At 60.2% G+C, this 25,698-nt stretch carries 19 protein-coding genes and 1 pseudogene; 5 read left to right on the top strand and 15 right to left on the bottom strand.

Features of this window, described 5'->3' with window-relative positions:
- Nucleotides 1-92: 92 nt before the first annotated feature.
- From ACTD9P_RS23385 to ACTD9P_RS23440, 12 genes and pseudogenes are all read right to left on the bottom strand, one after another.
- Nucleotides 93-2,864, bottom strand: coding sequence for a hybrid sensor histidine kinase/response regulator (locus ACTD9P_RS23385; RefSeq protein ID WP_438869555.1), 2,772 nt, complete (start codon nt 2,862-2,864; stop codon nt 93-95).
- 115 nt (nt 2,865-2,979) lie between these two features.
- The gene (gene purD / locus ACTD9P_RS23390) at nt 2,980-4,272 is read right to left on the bottom strand and encodes a phosphoribosylamine--glycine ligase (protein ID WP_438869556.1); all 1,293 of its coding nucleotides are present in this window, start codon (nt 4,270-4,272) and stop codon (nt 2,980-2,982) included.
- Nucleotides 4,273-4,397: 125 nt separating this feature from the next.
- Nucleotides 4,398-6,005, bottom strand: a complete 1,608-nt coding sequence (purH, locus tag ACTD9P_RS23395) for a bifunctional phosphoribosylaminoimidazolecarboxamide formyltransferase/IMP cyclohydrolase (RefSeq protein ID WP_219266627.1) — start codon at nt 6,003-6,005, stop codon at nt 4,398-4,400.
- An 81-nt stretch (nt 6,006-6,086) separates the two neighbouring features.
- Nucleotides 6,087-6,407, bottom strand: a complete 321-nt coding sequence (fis, locus tag ACTD9P_RS23400; RefSeq protein ID WP_003221275.1) for a DNA-binding transcriptional regulator Fis — start codon at nt 6,405-6,407, stop codon at nt 6,087-6,089.
- The gene (gene dusB, locus ACTD9P_RS23405; protein ID WP_438869557.1) at nt 6,404-7,417 is read right to left on the bottom strand and encodes a tRNA dihydrouridine synthase DusB; all 1,014 of its coding nucleotides are present in this window, start codon (nt 7,415-7,417) and stop codon (nt 6,404-6,406) included. Before dusB ends, fis begins: the two co-directional genes overlap by 4 nt.
- A 185-nt stretch (nt 7,418-7,602) precedes the next feature.
- Nucleotides 7,603-8,811, bottom strand: coding sequence for a DUF3426 domain-containing protein (locus ACTD9P_RS23410; RefSeq protein WP_438869558.1), 1,209 nt, complete (start codon nt 8,809-8,811; stop codon nt 7,603-7,605).
- A gap of 30 nt (nt 8,812-8,841) precedes the next feature.
- Entirely contained in the window at nt 8,842-9,720 is an 879-nt protein-coding gene (prmA, locus tag ACTD9P_RS23415; protein WP_219266633.1) for a 50S ribosomal protein L11 methyltransferase, read from the bottom strand.
- Nucleotides 9,721-9,999: 279 nt separating this feature from the next.
- On the bottom strand, nt 10,000-11,361 hold the full coding sequence (gene accC, locus ACTD9P_RS23420; protein ID WP_017136745.1) for an acetyl-CoA carboxylase biotin carboxylase subunit: 1,362 nt from the start codon (nt 11,359-11,361) through the stop codon (nt 10,000-10,002).
- Between the two features lie 17 nt (nt 11,362-11,378).
- Nucleotides 11,379-11,840, bottom strand: a complete 462-nt coding sequence (gene accB, locus ACTD9P_RS23425; protein ID WP_122718896.1) for an acetyl-CoA carboxylase biotin carboxyl carrier protein — start codon at nt 11,838-11,840, stop codon at nt 11,379-11,381.
- A 24-nt stretch (nt 11,841-11,864) separates the two neighbouring features.
- Entirely contained in the window at nt 11,865-12,320 is a 456-nt protein-coding gene (gene aroQ / locus ACTD9P_RS23430; RefSeq protein ID WP_017136743.1) for a type II 3-dehydroquinate dehydratase, read from the bottom strand.
- A 272-nt stretch (nt 12,321-12,592) separates the two neighbouring features.
- A pseudogene (locus ACTD9P_RS23435) lies at nt 12,593-13,108 on the bottom strand (methyl-accepting chemotaxis protein); the annotation flags it as partial.
- Nucleotides 13,109-14,607: 1,499 nt separating this feature from the next.
- Entirely contained in the window at nt 14,608-16,278 is a 1,671-nt protein-coding gene (locus ACTD9P_RS23440) for a diguanylate cyclase (RefSeq protein ID WP_438869559.1), read from the bottom strand.
- Nucleotides 16,279-16,667: 389 nt separating this feature from the next.
- Here ACTD9P_RS23440 and ACTD9P_RS23445 point away from each other — a divergent pair, with 389 nt between their 5' ends.
- The 5 genes from ACTD9P_RS23445 (at nt 16,668) to ACTD9P_RS23465 (ending at nt 21,922) form a co-directional block, all read left to right on the top strand.
- A complete protein-coding gene (locus tag ACTD9P_RS23445; protein ID WP_370589438.1) occupies nt 16,668-17,645 on the top strand; it encodes a DUF2333 family protein in 978 nt (325 codons plus the stop codon).
- A gap of 2 nt (nt 17,646-17,647) precedes the next feature.
- Nucleotides 17,648-18,184 carry an NUDIX hydrolase gene (locus tag ACTD9P_RS23450; RefSeq protein WP_438869560.1) on the top strand — a complete coding sequence of 179 codons (537 nt, stop codon included), beginning with the start codon at nt 17,648-17,650 and terminating at the stop codon, nt 18,182-18,184.
- Between the two features lie 195 nt (nt 18,185-18,379).
- Complete coding sequence (locus ACTD9P_RS23455) at nt 18,380-18,751, top strand: translation initiation factor Sui1 (RefSeq protein WP_012722004.1); 372 nt, start codon at nt 18,380-18,382, stop codon at nt 18,749-18,751.
- A 212-nt stretch (nt 18,752-18,963) separates the two neighbouring features.
- Nucleotides 18,964-20,877, top strand: a complete 1,914-nt coding sequence (gene speA / locus ACTD9P_RS23460) for an arginine decarboxylase (protein WP_200433782.1) — start codon at nt 18,964-18,966, stop codon at nt 20,875-20,877.
- Between the two features lie 181 nt (nt 20,878-21,058).
- Entirely contained in the window at nt 21,059-21,922 is an 864-nt protein-coding gene (locus tag ACTD9P_RS23465) for an alpha/beta hydrolase (protein WP_438869561.1), read from the top strand.
- Between the two features lie 8 nt (nt 21,923-21,930).
- Here ACTD9P_RS23465 and ACTD9P_RS23470 read toward each other — a convergent pair whose 3' ends face one another.
- From ACTD9P_RS23470 to ACTD9P_RS23480, 3 genes are all read right to left on the bottom strand, one after another.
- Nucleotides 21,931-22,380: a hypothetical protein gene (locus ACTD9P_RS23470; protein WP_438869562.1), complete on the bottom strand. Its 450-nt coding sequence runs from the start codon at nt 22,378-22,380 to the stop codon at nt 21,931-21,933.
- Nucleotides 22,381-22,572: 192 nt separating this feature from the next.
- Nucleotides 22,573-24,069, bottom strand: a complete 1,497-nt coding sequence (locus ACTD9P_RS23475) for a M91 family zinc metallopeptidase (RefSeq protein WP_438869563.1) — start codon at nt 24,067-24,069, stop codon at nt 22,573-22,575.
- Nucleotides 24,070-24,228: 159 nt separating this feature from the next.
- On the bottom strand, nt 24,229-25,581 hold the full coding sequence (locus ACTD9P_RS23480) for an MATE family efflux transporter (protein ID WP_438869564.1): 1,353 nt from the start codon (nt 25,579-25,581) through the stop codon (nt 24,229-24,231).
- Between the last annotated feature and the right edge of the window lie 117 nt (nt 25,582-25,698).

Here is a 25,698-nt window from a genome sequence, read left to right on the forward strand (position 1 = left end):
GCTCGCGAATGCGGTGTATCAGTTAAAGATGCATTGACTGACACACTGCATTCGCGAGCAAGCCCGCTCCCACATTGGGATGGTATTTCAGGTTAGGACGGCGCGTGTTCGGGGCGTTGCTGACGCTGCGCCACCCAAAACTCCACCAGCTCACGCAACTGCGACAATTCCACCGGCTTGGCCATATGCCCATCCATGCCGGCCTGGCGTGCGCGCTCTTTATGTTCCGTGAGGATATGTGCCGTAAGCGCAACAACGGGTGTGCGAATACGCTGATGGCTGACTTCCCACGCGCGCAATTGCTGGGTGGCAGAGAAGCCATCGAGGATCGGCATTTCGCAGTCCATCAACACCAGGTCGTAACGCTGGGCCTTCATTGCCTCCAGCGCTTCTTCGCCGTTGCTGGCGGTGTCCGGGCTGAGGTTGAGCTTGCCGAGCATGCCGCGAATCACTTTGGTGGAGATGCTGTTGTCTTCGGCCACCAGGATCTTGAAATCACTCGGCACGGTCACCGCTGCCGGCGCGTTGAGCATAGGGCGCGGCGCAATTGCGCCTTTGCTGCGCTGGGTCAGTTCGTCGGCCAGGGTGGTCTTGAGCGTGTAGCCGGCCACCGGTTTGGCGAGGATGCGCTTGATCCCGCAGTTGCGCGCGATGATCTTGCTTGGCGCATTGCTGATGCCGGTGAGCATGATCAACAGGATGTCGTGGTTAAGACTCGGGTCTTCCTTGATCTTCGCCGCCAGTTGCATGCCGGTCATGCCGGGCATGTTCTGGTCCAGCAGCACCACGTCAAAGTAATCACGCAGGTGCGCCTTGGTGCGCAGCAGCGCCAGCGCTTCTTTGCCGGACGGCACGGCGCTGACGTTCAAGCCCCAGGCGGTGCATTGCTGCACCAGCACTTTGCGACAGGTGTCGTTGTCATCGACCACCAACACCCGCGCACCCTTGAGCGGCCCGTCGAGGTCGGAGGTCGGGTGCTCCAGGCGTTCCGGGTCCAGTGGCAGGGTCAGCCACAGGGTGCTGCCCTGGTGGCTGCCGCTCTTGATGCCGAACTCGCCGTTCATCAACAGGATCAACTGGCGGGCGATGACCAGGCCCAGGTGGCCGCTCAGGCGCGTGGCCGAGAGGAAGTTCTTGCTGTGCAGTTCGCTGTGCAGCAATGCGTCACGTTCGGCGGCGTCCATCGGCAGGCCGCTGTCTTGCACCGCGATGCGCAGCCGCGGCTTGGTACTGCGTTCGTCGAGGGCGACCACAATCAGCACTTCGCCTTCATCGGTTTTTTGCAGGGCGTTTTCCAGCAGGCTCAACAGCGCCTGGCGCAGGCGCGTGGGGTCGCCGCTGATCACGCGCGGTACCTGCGGCTGGATAAAGCTGATGAGTTCGACGTTCTGCTGTTCGGCCTTGGCGCGGAAGATACTCAAGCAGTCATCGATCAGCGCGTTGAGGTCAAATTGCACGTCGTCCAGTTCGATCTGCCCGGACTCGAGCTTGGAGATGTCGAGGATCTCGTTGATCAGCGTCAGCAGTTCATTGCCGGCGCTGTGGATGGTCTGCACATAGTCACGCTGCTTCACCGACAGCGGCGTGCCCAGCAGCAACTCGGTCATGCCCAGCACACCGTTCATAGGGGTGCGGATTTCGTGGCTGATCTTGGCCAGGAATTCGGCCTTGGCAGCGATTTCGGCGTTGCTGGCTGCCAGGTCGCGGCTGAGGCTGAAGCGGGCCTCGACAATGGCGCGCTGGCGTTCACCCAGGGCCAGGCTCATCAGCAAGCCGCTCAGGCAGATAAAGCTCAGCAGGGTCACGATCAAACCTTGCGGCGCCACCAGCGTCAGACCCAGCAGGGCGGGGAGGATGATCAGGGTGCCGATGTTGAACACCACCATCGCCACCACAAACAAGCGCGCCGGCCGGTAGCCTTTCTGCCAGTGGTAGGCCGAGACAAACAACATGCTCAAGCCCGCCAGGGCGACCAGCGCATAGGTGATGATGTTCAGCGGCAAGGTGTTGACGAACAACAGCAACAGGCCACACAGCACGATCAGCAGGATGTCGGCCATCAACAGCTTGTTCAGCGGGTGTGGGCCCAGGGGCATGAAGAAGCGATAGGCAAACATCAGCCCGCACGGCGCAGTCAGCAGCAGCGCGAGGTAAGCGCCCGGGGTCTGCACCGCGTGCCAGTTCGGCAGCCACGGCCCCACCAGATTGAGCAGCAGCGCCAGGCTCAGCATCAACAGTAATTCGCAGGCCGCCAGCCACAGGCTGCTGCGCGAGCGGTGGTAGGCGAAGCGTGTGAGGTTGTGCAGGATCAGCATCAGCAGGCAGCCGAACAGCAGGCCGTAGATCAGCGTCTGGGTCTGGTCGGCGGCGGCGAGCACGGCCGGTTCCAGGGTGATGTAGGGGCGCAGTTCGTGTTCCGAGACCAGGCGCAGGTACACCTCAAGGGGCTTCTGGCTCTGGGGCATCGGCAGCATGAAATCGCTGCTGGGCAGCGGGCGTTCCGTCTGTGGCTGGCGCGTACCGGTGCTTTGTTGCTCCACCAGCATGTCGCCGTCGAGCACATACAGGTTCAGGTGCGAGAGGTCCGGGGCGAATACGCGCAGCACTTGTTCGTGCTTGCCGGGTTGCAGCTTGAAGCGTACCCACAGCGCACCGTCCGGCTGCGCAGCGGTAATCCGGTCGAGTTCGATGGGGCTGAATTGATTGGTGTAGCGGGCGGAGCGGATGTCGCTCAGTTGCAGGTCGGCCTGTTCATCAAGCAATACTGCCCAACCACTGCCTTGCGCGGCGGCCTGGGCCGGGAACAAGCAGAGCAGGGTCAGCAAGCTGACTGTAAAACCTATGGCGATCCTGAGCCAGCGCACGGCGAAATCCCTTCGTAGGTTGATGCACGGGTTAACTATGCGCGGGGCGACATGGGTACGGCAAGGGCCAAAGGCCCTTACCTAACCGAACGGATAGCTACGCAAGCGTAGCTGTTCAGTTGCTCTCGCCGCGTTCACGGGCAATGGCGCGATAGCCGATGTCCGTGCGGTAGAAGCAGCCTTTCCAGTCGATTTTTGCCGCCAGTTTGTACGCCTGCTGTTGCGCGGCGTCGACACTGGCACCCATTGCTGTGGCGCACAATACACGGCCACCTGCGGTTACAACTTTGCCGTCCTTGAGCGCGGTGCCCGCATGGAACACCTTGCCTTCCAGCGTAGCAGCCGCATCCAGACCTTCAATCACATCGCCCTTGGCGTAGTCGCCAGGGTAACCACCGGCCGCCAGCACGATGCCGACACTCGGGCGCGGGTCCCACTGCGCTTCAACCTTGTCCAAGGCCTGGGCCAGGGCGGCTTCCACCAGCAGCACCAGGCTCGATTGCAGACGCAGCATCACCGGTTGGGTTTCCGGGTCGCCGAAGCGGCAGTTGAACTCGATGACTTTCGGGTTACCGGCTTTGTCGATCATCAGGCCAGCGTAGAGGAAACCGGTGTACACATTGCCTTCGTCGGCCATGCCGCGCACGGTTGGCCAGATCACCAGGTCCATCACGCGTTTGTGCACGTCGGCGGTGACGACCGGGGCAGGGGAGTAGGCACCCATGCCACCGGTGTTCGGGCCGCTGTCGCCATCGCCCACTCGTTTGTGGTCTTGGCTGGTGGCCATCGGCAGCACGTTCTTGCCATCGACCATCACGATGAAGCTGGCTTCTTCGCCGTCGAGGAATTCCTCGATCACCACACGCGAGCCTGCATCACCAAACGCGTTACCGGCGAGCATGTCGCGTACGGCGTCTTCGGCTTCCTGCAAGGTCATGGCGACGATCACGCCTTTACCGGCGGCCAGGCCATCGGCCTTGATCACGATCGGTGCGCCTTTTTCACGCAGGTAAGCCAGGGCCGGCTCGATCTCGGTGAAGTTCTGGTAGTCGGCGGTCGGGATCTTGTGGCGAGCCAGGAAGTCCTTGGTGAAGGCTTTGGAGCCTTCCAGCTGCGCGGCACCGGCGGTTGGGCCGAAGCAGTCCAGGCCACGGCTGCGGAACAGGTCCACAACGCCGGCAACCAGCGGTACTTCCGGGCCGACGATGGTCAGGGAAACATTCTTTTGCGCGAAGTCGGCCAACTGCTCAAGGGCCAGCACGTCGATAGCGACGTTTTCGCACTTGCCTTCAATGGCGGTGCCGGCGTTGCCGGGGGCGACGAAAACCTTCTGGACGCGTGGGTCCTGGGCAACTTTCCAGGCCAGGGCGTGTTCACGGCCACCGCTGCCAATGATCAAAACATTCATTTCAAAACCCTCGTTAGGATGATCGTTCCCACGCTCTGCGTGGGAATGCCTCTACGGACGCTCTGCGTCCGAGGGACGCGGAGCGTCCCTGGCTGCGTTCCCACGCGGAGCGTGGGAACGATCAATCAGTGGCGGAAGTGGCGCATGCCGGTGAAGACCATCGCGATGCCCGCTTCATCAGCGGCTGCGATCACTTCTGCATCACGCATCGAGCCACCCGGTTGGATCACGGCGGTCACACCGGCTTTCGCGGCATTGTCCAGGCCGTCACGGAACGGGAAGAACGCGTCGGAAGCCATCACCGAACCCACGACCTGCAAGCCTGCGTGTTCTGCCTTGATCGCGGCGATACGCGCCGAGTTGACGCGGCTCATCTGGCCGGCGCCGACACCAATGGTCTGGCGGTTCTTGGCGTAGACAATGGCGTTGGATTTAACGTACTTGGCCACTTTCCAGGCGAAGATCAGGTCGTTGATCTCTTGCTCGGTCGGGGCGCGTTTGGTCACGACTTTGAGGTCTTCGCTGCCGATCATGCCGATGTCGCGGCTCTGCACCAGCAAGCCACCGTTGACACGCTTGTAGTCCCAGGCAGCGGCGCGGTCCGCCGACCACTCGCCACAGGCCAGCAGACGCACGTTGGCTTTGGCGGCGACGATGGCGCGCGCTTCTTCACTCACCGAAGGGGCAATGATCACTTCAACGAACTGGCGCTCAACGATCGCCTTGGCGGTCTCGGCATCCAGTTCGCGGTTGAAGGCAATGATGCCGCCAAACGCGGATTCAGTGTCGGTGGCGTAGGCCAGTTCGTAGGCCTGGCGAATGCCGCCTTCTGCGTCCGGGCTCACGGCCACGCCGCACGGGTTGGCGTGCTTGACGATCACGCAGGCTGGCTTGACGAAGCTCTTCACACATTCCAGCGCGGCGTCGGTGTCGGCCACGTTGTTGTAGGACAGTTCTTTGCCTTGCAGTTGGGTCGCGGTGGCGATGCCGACTTCAGCAGGCTTGGCCTCAACGTAGAACGCCGCGCTCTGGTGCGGGTTCTCGCCGTAGCGCATTTCCTGGGCCTTGATGAACTGGCTGTTGAAGGTGCGCGGGAACTGGCTGCGGCCTTCGGTGCTGAGGGTTTCAGCCGCTTGATTCACGGTGCCCATGTAGTTGGCGATCATGCCGTCGTAGGCGGCGGTGTGTTCGAACGCCTTGAGCATCAGGTCGAAGCGCTGGGCGTAAGTCAAACCGCCGGCTTTCAGACTTTCCAGTACGTTGGCGTAGTCGCTGGCGTTGACCACGATGGCCACGTCTTTGTGGTTCTTGGCAGCGGAGCGAACCATGGTCGGGCCGCCGATATCGATGTTCTCGATGGCGGTTGGCAGGTCGCAGCCTGGCTTGTTGATGGTGGCTTCGAACGGGTAAAGGTTAACGGCTACCAGGTCGATCGGCTTGATGCCGTGTTCGCTCATGATGGCGTCATCGATACCGCGACGACCGAGGATCCCACCGTGGATTTTCGGGTGCAGGGTCTTGACCCGACCGTCCATCATTTCTGCGAAACCGGTGTAGTCCGCGACTTCTACTGCGGCCACGCCGTTGTCCTGCAGCAGTTTGAAGGTCCCGCCTGTGGAGAGGATTTCCACGCCCAGGGCTTCCAGCTCCCGGGCAAATTCGAGGATCCCGGTCTTGTCGGAGACACTGATCAAGGCGCGGCGGATCGGCAGGCGGGTGGTCTGGTCGGTCATTTCAATTTCCATCAAAAGCAAAGGAGTCAGCAAAAAAGGCGACCGTTTTTACGCGGGCGCCTTTCTGGTTTGATTGAATGCTTACAGCAAATCGTATTGTTTGAGCTTTTTGCGCAAGGTGCCACGGTTGAGACCCAGCAGCTCACTGGCTTTGGTCTGGTTGCCCTTGACGTAGTTCATCACGCTTTCGAGCAGCGGCGCCTCGACTTCGGAGAGCACCAGGTTGTACACGTCCGTGACGGAAGCGCCCTCAAGGTGGGCGAAATAATTGTGCAGCGCCTTCTCGACACTCCCACGAAGGGTCTGACCTTCTTCGCTCGGCGTGTTGAGGTGCTGTTTCAAATTGACGTTGTCGCTCACGGGTGCTGTTCCACTCACTAAAGTCTCGGTCATCATCGTCATGCGGCCACCCCCTCTCCATCCCCTGTTCCCAGGCTCTTGTCACGTTCGGCGAAGAACTCACGAACGGTGGCGACCTGTGCCTGCGTTTCATCCAAACGATTGAACTGAGCGCGGAATTCCTTGGCGCCCGGCAAGGTGGCGAGATACCAGCCGACATGCTTGCGAGCAATGCGTACTCCCATCACGTCTCCATAGAAGGCGTGCAGGGCGGCCAGATGCTCTAGCAGAATACGTTCCACCTCGATCAACTCCGGTGCCGGCAAGACTTCGCCGGTACGCAGAAAGTGTTCGATCTCACGAAAAATCCATGGCCGCCCCTGGGCGGCCCGGCCAATCAACAAGCCATCGGCGCCGGTTGCGTGCAGCACGCGCCGGGCTTTCTCGGCTGAGTCGATATCGCCATTGGCAAAGACCGGGATCGACACCGCCTGCTTGATCGCGGCAATGGTGTCGTACTCGGCAACACCTGTGTAAAGGTCGGCGCGGGTGCGGCCATGCACCGCCAGCGCTGTAATCCCGGCCTGTTCAGCGATCTTCGCCACTGTCAGGCCATTTTTGTTGTCCCGGTCCCAGCCGGTACGAATTTTCAGGGTGACCGGCACATCCACTGCGGCGACAACGGCCTGCAGGATCTCGGCTACCAACTGCTCATCTTTCAACAATGCGGAACCGGCGGCCTTGTTGCAGACCTTCTTGGCCGGGCAGCCCATGTTGATGTCGATGATCTGTGCGCCCAACTCCACGTTGGCTCGGGCCGCATCTGCCAGCATTTGCGCATCACCCCCGGCGATCTGCACCGAGCGGGGCTCGGGATCACCTTCGTGGATCATGCGCATCCGCGATTTGCGGGTGTTCCACAAGCTCATGTCGCTGGTGACCATTTCAGAGACTACTAGACCCGCGCCCAAACGCTTGCACAGCTGACGAAAGGGCTGGTCGGTGACGCCCGCCATCGGGGCGAGGATCAAGCCGTTTTGCAATGTGTATGGGCCGATGCGTACCGCCGACATAGGACTTCCCTGTTGTGGGGCCGGATCATTAGAGTTCGAAAAAGGGTTGGCATGATACCCGCTCTCGATGACTGGATAAAGGCTGAATTGGATAAAATCTGAACAGTTATTTCTTTATCGCCGCCGGTTTGGTTGCGCACGGCAAAGTCAATAATTTGCCGTCAAACCTCAGAACCTGCGCCGGTTCACTCGGGCGAGTGAAAACTCAGGCTGTAATTCACGGCTTTGTTGCCTGGGTCAAGGATATCCAGGGAGATGTGGATCGGTGTCTGCGAAGGCATTTCGCTGACACCGGCCAATTCACCACTCAGGTATTCGCCGGGTTTGAAGCGACGACTGGCGATCAGACTGCCGTTCATGTCGGCAAAACGCAGTTCCAGCAGCGGGAAGGGCTGGGAGAACGTTGCCCGGTTATAGATGATCGCATCCACCACCAGCGCCCCGGCAAACTCCGGGTTGCTGCGTACCACCAGGTTGCTGCTCTTGATATGGGCGATATCGACCCGCGATGGCACCGTGCAACCCAAGGATGGGCATAGCTGCTGGAACCATGGGCGGTAGGCATCCTGGCGGGCCAGGTCGTCGAATTGATAAGCGATGTACTGGCCGGCAAGGCCTGCGGCGGCGATCAGCACCAACAGGATCCAGACCAGTCGACGGCCCCAGCCGGACGGGCGCTTTTGGGCGTAAAGGTGCAGCGGGTCGTCTTCCAGGTCCTGGAGCAGATCGTCGTGAACGCTGGCCTCGGGGCGCGTGCGCTTGCGACGCGGTTGCGGGCTATCTTCGGGTTCCGGTTCGTCCAGGGCCTTGGTCAAGGGCGTGAACGGCGGGTCGATATCGTCATCTTCAACGTGAGGCGCCGAGCGCAATGGCGGTTCATCGTCGATGTCGTCAAGTCGAAATGACATGGAGGGTTCGGTGCGCTGACGTGTCGCAGTGGCCGGTTCCGGCTCATCCTCGGGCGCTGGGGTGCGTTCCTCGGGCGGTTCACTGAACAGGCTGGCGGCCCACTTCTCTTCCTCGGCCTTGACGGTGCCGCGTGTGGCACTCAGGGCATCTTCAGGCTGGCGACGGTCGGCGGATGCCTGGCGACGCTCCAGCTTGGCCAGTTCTTCATCCAGGTCCAAGTTGTCCAGGTCCAGCTCTTCGGCGTTCCACTGCTTCTGGCTGATGGCCCGTGGGGCCTCGGCGGACGGCTCGGCGGCTTTTTCGGCAATGGCCGGCTGCTCAGGCGCAGGCACCTGGCCGCGTTGCTCCAGCAACTGGCGAGCGGCGTTGAACACTTGCAGGCACGAGCCACAGCGCACCACGCCACGGGCCACACTCAATTGTGCGTGGCTGACGCGAAAGCGGGCTTGGCAATGTGGGCACTGGGTGACGAAACTGTCGGTCATGCGGCCATCCGATTCAGGCAAGCGCTCATTCTAGCGCCGACGACCACTGATGCGTACCCAGCCATCACGGTTGGCGATCGGGTCCAGTTCGAAATCCTTGGCGTAGGCAGCGGCCACGTCTTCGCCTTGCTCGGCGAGGATACCCGACAGCGCCAGACGCCCGCCCGGCTTGACCAGGCTCGACAGTTGCGGCGCCAGCGACACCAGCGGCCCGGCAAGGATATTGGCCACCAGCACATCGGCCTGTACCTGGGGCAAATCTTCCGGCAGGTAGAGTGGGAATTTGCCTTCAGCAATGTGATTGCGCCCGGCGTTATCGCGGGAGGCTTCCAGGGCTTGCACGTCGATATCGGTGCCGACCGCTTGCTTGGCACCCAGCAGCAGCGCGGCAATCGCCAGGATCCCCGAGCCGCAGCCGAAATCCAGCACGTTGCAGTCGCTCAAGTCCTGGCCGTCCAGCCATTCCAGGCACAGTGCGGTGGTGGGGTGGGTGCCGGTGCCGAACGCCAGGCCCGGGTCCAGCAGCAGGTTGACGGCATTTGGTTCAGGCGCGGCGTGCCAGCTTGGCACGATCCACAGGCGCTGGCCGAAACGCATCGGCTGGAAGTTGTCCATCCAGCTGCGTTCCCAGTCCTGGTCTTCGATCACTTCGCTGTGATGCTCCGGCAGCGGGCTGCCGGTGAGCAATTGCATATGGGCCAGCACGGCGGCGGCATCGGTGCCGTCTTCGAACAGGGCCAGCAGGTGGGTGTGGGACCACAGCGGCGTGGTGTTGAGTTCCGGTTCGAAGATCGGTTGGTCTTCGGCATCCATGAAGGTCACCGACACGGCGCCGACTTCGAGGAAAGCGTCTTCGTAGGTTTCGGCTTGTTCTGGGCTGATGGCGAGACGGACTTGCAGCCAAGGCATGGCGGGCACCTTTGAAAAAATGAGTGTGCGACGGCTGGGTCGCGAAAGCGCGCAAGTTTACGCGAGCGCAGGCCAGAAGACGACTGTACTAACTGCACACCGACCAAATGTGGGAGCGGGCTTGCTCGCGAAGGCGTTGGGTCAGTCGCCTTATGTTCCAGCTGACCTACCGCTTTCGCGAGCAAGCCCGCTCCCACAGGGGCAATGTGTCTATTCAGAAAAAAACGGTGTGCCACAAACAACAAAGCCGCCCGAAGGCGGCTTTGTTGGGTGGAGCACTTACTGGTTGGCCAGCTTGTGTTCCAGGTAGTGAATGTTCACACCACCTTCGCAGAAGCCTTCATCGCGGACCAGATCCCGATGCAGCGGGATGTTGGTCTTGATGCCGTCAACCACGATTTCGTCCAGGGCATTGCGCATACGGGCCATGGCCTCGTCGCGGGTGGCGCCCCAGGTGATCAGCTTGCCGATCAGCGAGTCGTAGTTGGACGGAACCTTGTAGCCGCTGTACAGGTGCGAATCCACACGCACGCCGTTGCCGCCCGGCGCGTGGAAATGCTTGACCAGGCCAGGGCTTGGGATAAAGGTTTTCGGGTCTTCGGCGTTGATCCGGCACTCCAGGGAGTGGCCGTGGATCTTCACGTCGTCCTGGGTAAAGGACAGCACGTTACCGGCGGCGATGCTCAGCATCTCCTTGACGATGTCGATACCGGTGACCATTTCCGAAACCGGATGCTCTACCTGCACACGAGTGTTCATCTCGATGAAGTAGAAGCGGCCGTTCTCGTAGAGGAACTCGAAGGTACCGGCGCCACGGTAGTTGATGTCGATGCACGCCTTGACGCAGCGAGCCAGTACTTCCTGGCGCGCGGTTTCGTCCAGGCCCGGTGCCGGAGCTTCTTCCAGTACCTTCTGGTGGCGACGTTGCAGCGAGCAATCGCGGTCGCCCAGGTGGATGGCGTGGCCCTGGCCGTCGGACAGAACCTGCACTTCCACGTGACGTGGGTTGGTCAGGTACTTCTCCAGGTAGACCATCGGGTTGCCGAACCAGGCAGCCGCTTCGGAGCGGGTCTGCTTGGCAGCTTCGATCAGGTCTTCTTCCTTGTGCACCACACGCATGCCGCGACCACCACCGCCACCGGCGGCCTTGATGATCACCGGGTAACCGACTTCGCGACCAATGCGCAGGGCGGTTGCCTCGTCTTCCGGCAGTGGGCCGTCGGAACCTGGAACGGTTGGCACGCCGGCTGCGATCATGGCGTCCTTGGCCGACACCTTGTCGCCCATCAGGCGAATGGTTTCGGCTTTAGGGCCGATGAAGGCGAAGCCGGATTTTTCCACCTGTTCGGCGAAATCGGCGTTTTCCGCGAGGAAGCCGTAGCCTGGGTGGATGCCATCAGCGCCGGTCACTTCAGCGGCCGCGATGATGTTCGAGACTTTCAGGTACGAGTTCGTGGCCAGTGGCGGGCCGATGCAAATGCTTTCGTCCGCCAGTTTCACGTGCATCAATTCGGTATCGGCCGTCGAGTAAACAGCGACGGTCTTGATGCCCTCTTCCTTACAGGCGCGCAGGATACGCAGCGCGATCTCGCCGCGGTTGGCGATCAGGACTTTTTGCAGTTTCTTCGCAGGTTTCAACATCGAAGGCGCTCCGCGGTTCAAACGATGGTGAACAGCGGCTGGTCGTACTCAACCGGCTGACCGTTTTCTACCAGGATGGATTCGATGACGCCGGCTTTTTCAGCAGTGATGTGGTTCATCATTTTCATCGCTTCAACGATGCAGATGGTGTCGCCCACTTTCACGGTTGCGCCGACTTCAACGAAGGCTGGCGAGGTCGGTGCCGGGGTGCGGTAGAAGGTACCGACCATTGGCGACTTGACCACGAAGCCATTCAGCACAGGTGCGGCTGGGGCGGCAGGTGCAGCGGCAGCAGCGGGTGCGGCGGCAGGTGCGGCAGCCGGAGCGGGTGCTTGCATCTGTGGCGCGTAGAACTGTTGAGCCGGGGTCTTGCTGTGACGGCTGATCCGTACGGATTCTTCGCCTTCCTTGATTTCCAGCTCGTCGATACCGGATTCTTCCAGCAGTTCGATCAGTTTCTTAACTTTACGGATATCCATGAATCATCAACTCCCAAGGGTCGGTCAGGGGCGCTTGGCCGGTTGTTCAAGTTGTTCCAGGGCGGCCTCCAGGGCCAGTCGGTAACCGCTGGCGCCAAGGCCGCAGATCACACCTACCGCTACATCGGAGAAGTAGGAGTGATGGCGGAAAGCTTCGCGTTTGTGCACGTTCGACAAATGCACTTCGATAAATGGGATGCTCACCGCCAGCAGCGCGTCACGTAATGCAACGCTTGTATGCGTAAAAGCGGCAGGATTGATCAGGATAAAGTCCACGCCTTCGCCACGCGCGGCATGGATGCGATCAATCAATTCGTACTCGGCATTGCTTTGCAGGTACAGCAAATGGTGGCCGGCTTCACGCGCCCGGCGTTCCAGATCAAGGTTGATCTGTTCCAGGGTCACCGCCCCGTAGACGCCCGGTTCACGGGTGCCGAGCAGGTTCAGGTTGGGTCCGTGAAGAACCAGTAAGGTCGCCATCGGCTGTTCCTTGTTATTGATGTGGGTGCGTCAGAACCCGGCGACTATGCCGCAAAGCCTTTGTGACTGTCCAGTTCTATGCAGTAGGCGGCACGATTAGCGATGTTTGCGCAAAATTTGTGACTGTGAGGCTGGATTTGGTCAGTGATTGATCGTTCCCACGCTCCGCGTGGGAATGCCGCCCCGGACGCTCCGCGTCCCGCTCTAAAGTCGTGACGCAGAGCGTCACAGGATGCATGCCCACGCAGAGCGTGGGCACGATCTCGATCGCATTAGACGCGAAACGCTTGCACGGCAGTGTTCAGCTGCCCACCCAGTTCCAGCAGATGCTCACCCTGGCTGCGCCCTTGGCCGATGCGCAGCAAATTATCCTCGCCCAGTTGGTGAATGCGCTCGCTGTTGTCACGAATCTCACTGACGGCGCCACTCTGCTGCGCGGTCACATCGGCAATGCGCACGGCGGTGTCGGAAATGGTCTGGATCGCCCCGACGATTTCATCCAGCGCGCCGTCGGCCGCCTGGGCCTGCTGGGCGGTGGCTTCGGCGTGTTCGACCTGCGCGCGCATGCCCTGCACCGACTGGTGGGCGGCGCTTTGCAGGCCGGTGATCAAACCCTGGATTTCAGCGGTGGCGCCCGCCGTGCGCTGGGCCAGGGTGCGCACTTCGTCAGCCACCACGGCAAAGCCACGCCCGGCTTCACCGGCGCGCGCAGCCTCGATGGCGGCGTTAAGGGCCAGCAGGTTGGTCTGGTCGGCAATCGAGCGAATCACGGTGAGCACGCCGCCGATGGTGGCGGATTCTTCCGCGAGTTTTTCGATCATCTGTGCGTTTTGCTGCACTTCACCCACCAGGGCATGCAAGCCGGTGAGGCTCAGGCCGATCACCCGTTGGCCTTGTTCCACGGCCAGGCCCGCACTGCGGCTGGCACCCGCAGCCTGGCTGGCATCGCCGGCCACTTGCTGGATGGTGGCTTCCAGTTCGCCCAACGAGTCGCGGATCTGTGCGGTATCACCCGCTTGACGCTGCGCACCATCATGCAAGCCGCTGCTCAGCTCGGCCAAGGCGCGGCTGCTACCGGCGACTTCTTCGGCATTCCCGCGAATGGTGCCCACCAGGTCCACCAGGTAAGCGCGCAGGCGGTTCAGCGAAGCCTCAATATCGTGCAGTTCGCGGTTGGTCTTGCCCAACGCAATCGGCTGGCTGAAATCACCTTCGGCCCAGGTCGACAGGGCTGGCGCCAGGTTGGTCAGCACCCGCGCCAGGCGCCGTTGCAGGGTGTCGATCAGCAGCGCAATCAGCAGGATCAGGCCGATCATCAGGCCTTGTAACAGGCGCACTTCACCCTGGATCCTGGCATGTTGGGCACGCACCACCGGCTCCAGACCCGAAATAGCCTGTTGCACGGCGGCAATTTTCAGGTGGGTGGCGGTCGCCAGTGCGGTGCGCTGCTGGATTTGCTCGCGGGTACGCTGGAGTTCGGCAGGGTAGCGGGCCAACAGGCTGTTGAGTTCACGCTTGAGGTCGACGCCAGTATCTTGGACTTCGGCTTTTGCACTGTTTTCCAGGCCCATCATGGCGGAAAAATCATCGGCGCTGGATTCGCTGCTGGCCTTTACACCCAGCAACGGCAGCGCCGCCAACAGGTCGGCCTGGGTGCGGATACTGGCGACTTCGCGTTCCACGTCATCGGCCAACTCCGCGCGCCCGCTGCTGACCAGTTTGTCGCGGGCCAGGGACAGTTTGCCCACGTGCTGGGACGCAGCCAGCAAGGGTGGCAGGTAGCGAGCGGCATCTGGCGAGTTGACGCCTGTGGCGTATTGGCTCAGTTGCTCCAGATTTGCGCCCAGCTCACGCTCGGCTTGCAGCAGCAGGGCTTGCGGGTCGCCTGCCAGTTTGCCGGCGGCGAGCAGCTCGGTTTTGCTGAAAGTGTCCAGGTCCACCAGGCTGGGGCGCAGGTTTTGCGCAAGCTCTGCCGGCAAATCGTCCAGATGTTGCAACAGGTTTTCCAGGCTTTGACTGGCGCTGCTCAAACGCAGGGCATCGCCGCTGGAAAGGTAGTCGTCAATGTTGCGCGCGGCCTGGTTCTGGAAGGTCTGCGACAGGCCCAGGTAGCGCTCCATCAACAGATACGGCCGTTCCAGTGCGCGTTGCGACCACCATAGCGTCGCCCCAAGGGCCAGGCACACGGCCACCAGCAGAAGAGTATTGAGATTGGTCAGCAGCTTCAGGCGCATGCGTGGTTTCAACCGACAGCAAAAGATAAGTGCCTGAAGTTATTGCGTTTGCATTACAAAGTTATGACGGATTCGGTGGATTCCGGTGAAAAGATGGCACTTTGCTTTGACGTGCGAGCGGCTTGCACGCGGTTGCGTCCTGCGTTCTTGGCGCGGTACAGCGCCTCGTCGGCCTGGGCGGCCATCATCAGGCTGTCGGAACCGTCGCACAGCTCCACCAGCCCGGCGCTGAAGGTGCACCATAAATCCTGCGGTTGGGCCGGGTAATGAATTTCGGCAAAGCGCCCACGGATTTCGTCCAGCACCTTGCAGGCCGATTCCAGGTCGGTGTCGGGCATCACGATGGCGAACTCTTCGCCGCCGTAGCGCCCGATGTAGTCGGTTTTGCGCAGGCGCTGCTTGAGAAACAGCGCCAGGCTCTTGATTACGCGGTCGCCCATGGGGTGGCCGTGGCTGTCATTCACGCGTTTGAAGTGGTCGATGTCGAGCATCGCAAAGCTCAGCGGCTTGTTCTCGCGGCGGGCGCGGAAGCTGCAGTCTTCGAGCAATTGCAGGATATGGGTGTGGTTGTACAGCCCGGTCAGGCTGTCGCGCACCATGCGCGCCTTGAGGTTGCGGGCACGGGCGGCGCGGTTGCGTACGGTGGTGATCAGGTGGCGTGGTTTGATCGGCTTGGTGAGGAAGTCATCGCCGCCTTCGCTCATGGCGTCCAGCTGCTTGTCCAGATCGTCTTCGGCCGACAGGTAAATGATCGGCACACTGACGTAGCGGTCGTTGTGGCGGATCACCTTGGCCAGTTCGGTGCCGGTACAGGCAGGCATATACATGTCGAGGATGATCAGGTCCGGCTGGAAATCCGCCAGCTCGGCCATGGCCTGGATCGGTTCGATCAAGGTGCGCGTGACAATGCCGGCGCTGTTGAGCAGGCGTTCGGTGTGCAGCGCCTGTGCCCGTGAGTCATCGATGATCAGCACTTTATAAGGTTCGTACTGCGCGACGCAGGTGAGCACTTCGATCTTTTCCAGCAGGCTCGACGCTTCCAGGGTGCCGGTGAGGAACTCCTGGCCACCAGCACGCACGGCGGCCAGGCGCGTTGGAGTGTCGGTTTCGTGCAGGCTGAAAAACAAAAGCGGCAGCTTTTGCTCGAGGCCTTCCTGGGCTTCGGCGGCCAGCTTGAGACCCAGCCCCGCGCCGCAGAAGTCCACATCCATCACAATCGCCGACGGCAGGCGCTCGGCCAGGGACGCACGAAACGCCGCCACGCTGTCCAGTGACTGGGCGCTCATGCCAAAGAATTCCAGCTGCTTGGCCAAGCGTTCGGCGCGGTCGTGATCGGCCAGCATCACATAGATGGGCTTGCGCATCGGCGGCAGAAAGGTTTGTTCCAACTGGTCGCCCTGACGCAGGCCGGTGCGGGACAGGCGTTGCATCAGGCGGTTGAGTTCGGTGATGACCTGGCTGCTCAGGCGGCCGCGATTTTCGTCCACCGCCTTGAGCGATTCGCCGATGTGCCGCGCCAGTTGGCCGTGTTCCGGCTGTTCGAAACGCTCGGCAAAGCGCAGCAGACGCAGGTTGGCTTCGCTGAGTTCGGACAAATCGGTGTTCGACCATTCGCTGCGTTGCAGGCGTTGCCAGATCTCAAGAATTTGACGTGCCTGATGAATTACCCGCTGGGCAAAATGGTGCTTGAGACGCTCACGGCTGGGGTCTTCTGGCTCGGTCATATCCTGACTACTAGTGAGGGTGCATGCTGAGGTCGACTGATGGCTCTATGCTAGCACCTCTTTTCTATTGCATGAGTGTCATACGTCAATTAAGTACAAGTCTCAGGTATTCATTTATCGACTCAATGGTCGCGCTGCGTAAAAAGCGTGCATCCTTTATAGTCGAACGCCTCACCCCAGCCACTTTCGGTTAAAAGCCCCGCGCCGATGGGCACGATGGGGTAGGGTTGTGGTCCGAGTGTTTGACCGCACCCGGACAATTGACGTGCATGAACTCAAGTGATTGAAAGGATATCGCCATGCTGGACTGGAAAAACCGTGCAGGCAGTGCCAAAGGCCCCGCCCCTGAGCCAAAGTCGACCCAACGCGGCTACTTTCGCAACCTGCTGATGAGCAAAGCGCTGCTCAGCGTGCTGGCCTTGTACCTGTTGGTCACCGGCGGCCTGGGTTGGTACTGGAGCGAAGAGCCGGCGCTGTTCCCGGTCCAGCAAAACGCCCAGCTCGCCGCCGAGAAGGAAGGCAAGCAGATGGTGATTGGCTACACCACCGTCGAAACCCTCAAGACCGTGGTCGGCACCTTGCTGAACAAGCCCGGTGGCTACATTTCCAACGACCGTTTCCCGCCAGGCCTGTGGATGGACAACATGCCGAGCTGGGAATATGGCGTGCTGGTGCAGGTGCGCGATCTGACCCGCGCGCTGCGTAAAGACTTCGCCCGTTCGCAGTCGCAATCGGCTGAAGACGCGGATTTGGCCAAGGCCGAGCCGCGCTTCAACTTCGACAACAAGAGCTGGGTGCTGCCATCGAGCGAATCGGAATACCAGGAAGGCATCAATTCCCTGAGCCGCTACGAAGCACGCCTGTCCGACCCGAACCAGAAGGGCGCGCTGTTCTATGCCCGCGCCGACAACCTCAACAACTGGCTGGGCGATGTCGCCACGCGCCTGGGTTCGTTGTCGCAACGCCTGTCGGCCAGTGTGGGCCGGGTGAAACTCAACACCGCACTTAAAACCGAAGCCCTGGCGCCGGGTGAAGTCCCACAGGTCGATGAAGAAGTGGTGGAAACCCCATGGATGCAGATCGACAACGTGTTCTACGAAGCCCGTGGCCAGGCGTGGGCCTTGTCGCACTTGCTGCGCGCGATTGAAGTCGACTTTGCCGACGTGCTGGCCAAGAAAAACGCCACCGTCAGCGTGCGTCAGATCATTCGCGAGCTGGAAGCCTCGCAGGAACCGGTGTGGAGCCCTATGATTCTTAACGGCAGTGGCTTTGGCATCCTCGCCAACCACTCGTTGGTCATGGCCAACTATATTTCCCGGGCAAACGCTGCAGTTATAGATTTGCGTCAGCTCCTCAATCAGGGGTGATGATGGACGCTACTCCCAACGAGGCCGCACACCGTGCGGCCTCTGATGCTGAACTGATCTGCTGGGTGGACGAGAAGGACAACCTGCTCGGTACCCTTGTCAGGTCCGACCTGCGCCAGCGCGGCCTGATCGGCCGGTGCACTTTTATCTTCCTGTTCAACTCCGCCGGTGAGCTGTGTGTGCACCGACGCACCTTGAGCAAAGCCCTGTATCCCGGTTTTTGGGATACGGCGGCAGGCGGCATGGTGGCGGCGGGCGAGAGCTATGCGTTTTCGGCCGCCCGTGAGCTGGAAGAAGAGCTCGGCGTTGGCGGCGTGGAACTGGTCGAGCATGACCACTTCTACTTTGAAGAGGATGGCAGCCGGCTGTGGTGCAAATCTTACTCGGCAGTCTGGGACGGCCCGTTGCGCCTGCAGCCCGAAGAGGTCATGGAAGCGCGGTTTCTGCCCCTTGAAACGGTCCTGCAGGAAGCTCAACAAAAGCCTTACTGCCCGGATGCTCAAGAGGGCCTGCGGCGCTATCTGGCCTCACGTCGCTAAAGTTGCATAAATTGGCGCTATTTGGCTCTTAGCAAGCCGGCTTTTTGCCGTTACACTGCGCGACTTTTCACCCGAACCACCCTTGGCGGTTCGGTAGCGCTGCCCCTGCCTGAGTGGGGCTTCGCGGTCGGTAAGCTGCCTCTTGTAACGAGAGCCGGGTTCCGATCAGTCTTTGTCCTCCCAAGAGGATTGCCGGTGGCCAAAAAAGCCGCATCCTTCGCCGCCCTTGGTGGCCTGGTATTTTCCACCGACGCAGGTCGACACTGCCCGGACTGTCGTCAGCCCGTGGATTCGTGTACCTGCAAACAGACCCTGATCCCCGAAGGCGACGGCATTGCCCGCGTGCGACGCGAGAGCAAAGGCCGTGGCGGCAAGACGGTGACCACCATCACCGGCGTGCCCCTGGCCGAAGAGGCCCTGAAGGAACTGGCTACGACGCTGAAAAAGCGCTGTGGCACCGGTGGCGCGTTGAAAGACGGCGTCATCGAGATCCAGGGCGATCACGTCGAGTTGCTGTTGGCCGAGCTGATCAAGCTGGGTTACAAGGCGAAGAAATCCGGCGGCTAGCAGCCTCTGTGAAACCCACCCCGATGGCCCTTTGCTGAACGCGAACTGTCGTCTCCATGGTTTTCACAGAGCCTGTTCCTGACCGGTGTCTAAACTCTGTCCTGCGAGTGGGGTCTACCTTCCTTACAGGCAAATCGTCATTTTCATTCTTTAGACTTCGCCAGCCTTGCAAGAAGGGCGTGGTGATCTTCGACTTTATATAGGGGACTTCGATGTCCGTACGACGCACACGCAAAGACGATGGCAGCCAATGGACAGTTGCGGACAGCCGCAGTGTTTATGGGATTCGCCATTGGGGGGCCGGGTATTTCGCGATCAATGATGCCGGTCGCGTTGAAGTCCGTCCGAACGGCCCGAACAGCACGCCGGTTGATCTGTATGAGCAAGTCGACGAGCTGCGCAAAAGCGGCCTGTCCTTGCCGCTGCTGGTGCGTTTCCCCGACATCCTGCAAGACCGTGTACGCCAGCTGACTGGCGCGTTCGATGCGAACATCGAGCGCCTGGAATACCAGAGCAAGTACACCGCGCTGTACCCGATCAAGGTGAACCAGCAGGAAGCGGTGATCGAGAACATCATCGCTACCCAGAACGTGTCGATCGGCCTGGAAGCCGGTTCCAAGCCCGAACTGCTGGCCGTGCTGGCCCTGGCGCCGAAGGGCGGCACCATCGTCTGCAACGGTTACAAAGACCGTGAGTTCATCCGCCTGGCGCTGATGGGCCAGAAGCTCGGCCACAATGTGTTTATCGTGATCGAGAAAGAATCCGAAGTCGGCCTGGTGATCGAAGAGGCCGCGGCCCTCAAGGTCAAGCCGCAGGTTGGCCTGCGTGTGCGCCTGTCGTCGCTGGCGTCGAGCAAATGGGCAGACACCGGTGGCGAGAAGTCCAAGTTCGGTTTGTCGGCGGCGCAATTGCTGTCGGTGGTCGAGCGCTTCCGCGCCGCCGGCCTGGACCAGGGCATCCGCCTGCTGCACTTTCATATGGGTTCGCAGATCGCCAACCTGGCTGACTACCAGCACGGGTTCAAGGAAGCCATTCGTTACTACGGCGAACTGCGCAACCTCGGCCTGCCGGTCGACCACATCGACGTGGGCGGCGGCTTGGGCGTGGACTACGACGGCACGCACTCGCGTAACGCCAGCTCGATCAACTACGACATGGACGACTACGCCGGTGTGGTTGTGGGCATGCTCAAGGAGTTCTGCGATGCGCAGAGCCTGCCGCACCCGCATATCTTCTCCGAAAGCGGCCGCTCCCTGACCGCCCACCACGCCATGCTGGTGGTGCAGGTTACCGACGTTGAAAAGCACAACGACGAAATCCCGCAGATCGAGAACAAGGAAAGCCTGCCGGAAACCGTGCAATGGCTGGTAGACCTGTTAGGTCCTACCGACATCGAGATGGTCACCGAAACTTACTGGCGCGCCACTCACTACATGAGCGACGTGGCCACCCAGTACGCCGATGGCAAGCTGACCCTGGCGGAAAAAGCCCTGGCTGAACAGTGCTACTTCGCCGTATGCCGCCGCCTGCACAACTCGCTCAAAGCCCGCCAGCGCTCGCACCGCCAAGTGCTGGACGAACTCAACGACAAGCTGGCCGACAAGTACATCTGCAACTTCTCGGTGTTCCAGAGCCTGCCCGACACCTGGGCCATCGGCCAGGTGTTGCCGATTCTGCCGCTGCACCGTCTCGACGAAGAGCCGCTGCGCCGCGCCGTGCTGCAAGACCTGACCTGCGACTCCGATGGCAAGATCAAGCAATACGTCGACGAGCAGAGCATCGAGACCAGCCTGCCGGTACACGGCTTGAACGAAGGCGAAGACTACTTGCTGGGTATCTTCCTGGTGGGTGCCTATCAAGAAATTCTCGGTGACATGCACAACCTGTTCGGTGACACCGACTCGGTGAACATCTACCAGCGTGAAGACGGTTCGGTGTACAGCGCCGGGATCGAGACCCACGACACCATCGAAGACATGCTGCGCTACGTGCACTTGTCGCCGGAGGAGTTGATGACGCACTACCGTGACAAATGCGCCAGCGCGAAGATCAGTGCCAGCGAGCGTACGCAGTTCCTGGATGCGTTGCGTCTGGGCCTGACGCGGTCTTCGTACCTGTCCTCGTAAGTACACTGCTCCCAGGCTGACCAAGATCTCAAAGTGACAGAGATCCAGTGTGGGAGCGGGCTTGCTCGCGAAGGCGGTGTGTCAGTTAATACATGTACCGACTGACCCACCGCCTCCGCGAGCAAGCCCGCTCCCACAATTGGATTGATGCAAGTTCTGCAGTTTTCATAGGGCCTGAATAATGTCGAGCAAATGGCTGCAAGCGTTAACCCTGGCAGTCGCCGCATTCCTCTCGGCCTGCTCGCCGATCAAAGTGCTCAACGCACTGACCCCTTCCAGCACGTTCAGCAAAACCTCATCGATTGCCTACGGGCCTGACCCGCGCCAGACACTCGATATCTACCGTCCCGTCACTGCCTTGCCCAATGCCCCTGTCGTGGTGTTTTTTTACGGTGGCAGCTGGAACAGCGGCTCCAAGGATGACTACGGTTTCGTCGGCGAAGCCCTGGCTTCACGCGGCATTGTGGTGGTCATCGCGGACTACCGGCTCTACCCGCAAGTGCGTTACCCCGCTTTTCTCCAGGACGGCGCCCAAGCGGTGGCCTGGACCCATCAGCACATCGCCGAGTATGGCGCCGACCCCAGGCAGCTCTACCTGATGGGCCATAGCTCCGGTGCGTACAACGCCTCGATGCTGGCACTGGATGCGCGCTGGCTGAAAGAGGTGAATCTGTCACCTTCAATGCTCAAAGGCTGGATCGGCCTGGCCGGGCCTTATGACTTCCTGCCGATTGAAAACCGCGATGTACGCCCCGTGTTTTTCTTCCCGGACTCACCGCCCGATTCCCAGCCCATCAACCACGTCAGCCATGACGCACCACCGAGCCTGTTGATTGCCTCGGTGAGCGACACGCTGGTCAACCCCACGCGCAACACGGGCGGGTTGGCTAACAAGCTGCGTGAAGCGGGTGTGCCGGTCGAGGCGTTTTATTTCACCCGGACCAGCCACGCGACATTAGTAGCGTCCATTGCCAAGCCGTTGCGCTGGCTGGCGCCGGTACTGGATCGGGTCACGGCGTTTGTCCGTTCCACGCCAGGCTCGTGAGGCCGGCTTTACCGGACTATCAGGGTGTACAAGGCCGGGGTCTCTGGATCGGTTTGCTCCAGCGCGACAGACTGCAGCGTGTTTTGCGCTGAAGGGCTTACAGTCAGCCCCTTGCCATTCTCCAACCGCATTCGACCTTGGGGGGCCAGCGTCGCTCTGATGCCTTGCTGCGTCACGAAGACGTGGAAGTTGGTTTGATTCCACACCTCCACGCCTGTCGTTGGAAGGGGCTGTGGCGTGAGCGGTTCTGCGTTTTCGGATACCTCAAAACCGCCCTGATTCCACGTCGGCGTCTCGGTTGGCGCACTTGTCTGCGGCGTGACAGGTGGCGCGGGCACCTCAACGGCCAACGCAGGTTCGCTTGAGGGGCTGGCGGGTTTCTTCTTGCGGGTCACTGCGACAATGATCAACACGAGCGCGATAAACGCGCCGATGCCGAGGTAGGTGTTGAGGCTCATATGTGGTCGTCCTTGAGTTCAGAGAAGGTCGCGAGCCTGAGGCCGCTCAAGCTTCAGGACTGACCTCTGTTTTAACCCAGGCAACCGGCGCTGTAACCTGTGAGAACTAACAGGTCGAATGCCCCAGCCATTAAGCGACGAGGCATTGACTGTAACCGTGGTATCCCCTGGCTGCGCGCTTTACGCCGATACTTATTTTTCAGCCGCGGGGGTAATGACTTTTGATAACGGTACGCCCATCTCCCTGCGCATATCATTCTCTGTGTAGGGCGATGGGTTTGTTGCAGTGGGCGGTGTCATGGGGTTGTTATCGAAGTCGTAGAGCGTGCCGTCGGTGGGAATGCCGATGGCTTGATACTCCACATTTAAATTGGTTTTTGGTTCGCCATCCTCCTCAACAGGCTTGCCATCAGCTCCGATAACGGGTTGGCTGCCCGGCAGAACCGTTCCATGACCACCGTTAAAGGCATGCACCATTTGGTGATAAAGTTGCAGCAACGGAGGTTCATTTATATCCAGGCTAAAGTAAGCGGCGTCAACGCCTATCTCGGCATGGGTTGCCACCGAGCCGGCCTTACCATTTGTGATGTAACCAAACTCCGGCGAGTTATGTTTGTGGTGTTCCTCTTCAGGCACCTTGTCGGTATGTGAGTTTTTGAACTGGTAGTAGCTTAGTCCATCGTAGCTGGATTCTTTTATGGTAGTTCGCCCCCCATTTTTAATGGCGAGACGGTCCAGCTCCTGGAGCAGTTTTTGTCCGCTGGGAGAGCCTCGCAATTGCTCTAGATAGTTTTCTACTTTCGAGATAAAAGCAGGAGATCCTTCGATTTTAAAAGCGTGCTTGCCACTGTCGACGTGTTTTACGTGTTCGATGGGGGCATTGCCGATGTTGTGAACGGTGTCAGTGTCCTGAGCATGAATTTTATCCTGCTCACTGTATGAGTAAACGGTGTTTTTTCCTGCGCCGGTATAAAAAGTCGTTTGGCGATGGCCAACCAACGTGTCATTGCCCAGCCCCCCGTTCAATACATTTATGCCTGCGCCTGCATACAGCTCATCATCACCATTATCGCCATTGAGATATATCTGCCTTTTAGTGCTGGCGGTTTGTGTAGCGTACAATTTGTCATTGCCGTTATCGCCCGACATGATGGCGTGACCTTCACCTGCAACCAGTATATCGTCGTCATCACCGCCATTGGCGATGCCCGTACCACTGCCTAACTGGATGTAATCTTTGCCGGCGCCAGCGTCTATCAACGTGTGGCCACCGCCTGCGGTGATACAGTCTTTCCCTTTGCCTGTCGAGATGTTGACGACGATTTGGGCGCGAGGGTCAATGTTGATCGTGTTATCGCCTCCACTCGACGAAATGAACAGCGCCTGACGAGTATCATTGGCATCGATTGGAAGTGCATGCGGTATCCCATTGATGTAGGCGGTAAGTTTGTTATCTGCACCTACAGTAATGTTGATCGTGTCTGACTTGTCTTTAGTTTTGATAAAAGTGGTGCCCGTGTCCAAGTAAATTTGTTTTTCGGGGTCATGGTGATAATTTATTTCTATGTGAGTGTTCTCGTCAGAAAAAATGACGTTCGACTCCACCCCTGTTATCACGGGAGCCTCAAGTTGAGGCTTCAAAGTAGGGGCGGCGGGCGGGGTGGTAGTGGGTGAAATCAGCTCGTTCATGTGAGTTCCAATTAAGACTGAGGGTGGGGTGTTCAGTCTTAAGTGGTTGGAGTGGTTAAATGGTTTCGATAGATTTTGTAAGAGTTTGTACCCTTTTTTTGGTTGTTAGTTTTTTAATGTAGGACGAGTGTATTTCCTACACGTTTGGTTGGGTGGTTTTCAGCGTGAGTGGATACCGACGAACCACTGATTTCGGCGCATTAGTTGCCGGGCAATCATCCACAACGTAAGGCTGCGCAGGGCCATGAACACCAGAAAACTTATCCACAGTCCGTGGTTGCCGTAGCCCTGTAACAACCACGCGAAGGGCAGCATTATCGCTACGGTCAGCAGCATGCCATTGCGCATTTCCCGCGCGCGGGTGGCGCCGATGAACAGGCCGTCCAGCAGGTAGCTCCACACCGCAATCAACGGCAGTACGGCCAGGTAAGGCAAGTAGATGTCGGCGGTTTCGCGCACGCTGGGGATATCGGTTTGCATGGCGATAAACAGGTGCCCGGCGAAGGTGAACAGCAGCGCGAAACCCACGCTGGCGATCAATGACCAGCCACAGGCAACCACCAGCGAGCGGCGCAGCGCCTGGCGGTCGTGTGCGCCGATGGCATAGCCACACAAGGCTTCCACCGCGTGGGCGAGCCCGTCCAGAGCGTGGGCCGTGAGCAATAACCCATTAAGCAGCAACGCATTCGCTGCCACTGTCGCATCCCCAAGACGCGCGCCTTGCACAGTGATCATGAAAAATACCGACTGCAAGGCCAGGCTGCGAATAAATATGTCGCGGTTCACCGCCAGCAGTGGCCGCCAGCTTTGCCACAGCTTTAATGCCGCCCAGGCGATATGCCCGGGGTACGCACGCAGGGCTTTTTGCGTGAGGGTCAGGCCGAGCAGGGCGCCCGTCCATTCGGCGATAACGGAGGCGCGAGCGGAGCCAACCACACCCCAATCAAGGCCGAGTACAAACCACAGGTTCAAGGCGATGTTGACCAGGTTGGTGGTCAGCAGAATCGCCAGCGGCGCACGCGCATTTTGCGTGCCGAGGAACCAGCCGACCAAGGCATAGCTGGCCAGCGCGGCGGGCAGGCCGAACAAGCGGGTGTGGAAAAAATCGCGGGTCAGTTGGTTCAGCTCGGGCGAGGGCTGCATCCACTCCAGGGCCAGATGGCTCAGTGGAATGCCCACCGTGCCCAGCAGCATCGCCAGCCCCAGCGCCAGCAGCAAACCTTGCAGCAGGATTTGCCTGAGCGCTGCGCCATCCCCGCGCCCGGCGGCTTGCGCGGCAAACCCGGTGGAGCCCATGCGCAGAAAGCCCATGGCCCAGGCCAGGAAGGTGTACAGGCTGGCGCCCACGGCCACAGCACCGAGTTGATGGGCATGGGGCAGGTGGCCGATGACCATGCTGTCCACCAAGGCTACCAGCGGCACCGAGATGTTCGACAAAATCATCGGCGCAGCCAATGCCCAGACGCGGCGATGGGTGGGGCGGTTGCGCCAATCAGTCAGCAGGGAAGTCATTCAGGCTCCTTCTGGGAGCCGCATTGTAACTGGCTATGGGCAGCACAGCAGGACCAATGTGGGAGCGGGCTTGCTCGCGAAGGCGGAGTGTCAGTCGGTACATGTAGTTACTGGCAC

The organism is Pseudomonas onubensis, assembly GCF_965653655.1.
GTDB lineage: Bacteria > Pseudomonadota > Gammaproteobacteria > Pseudomonadales > Pseudomonadaceae > Aquipseudomonas.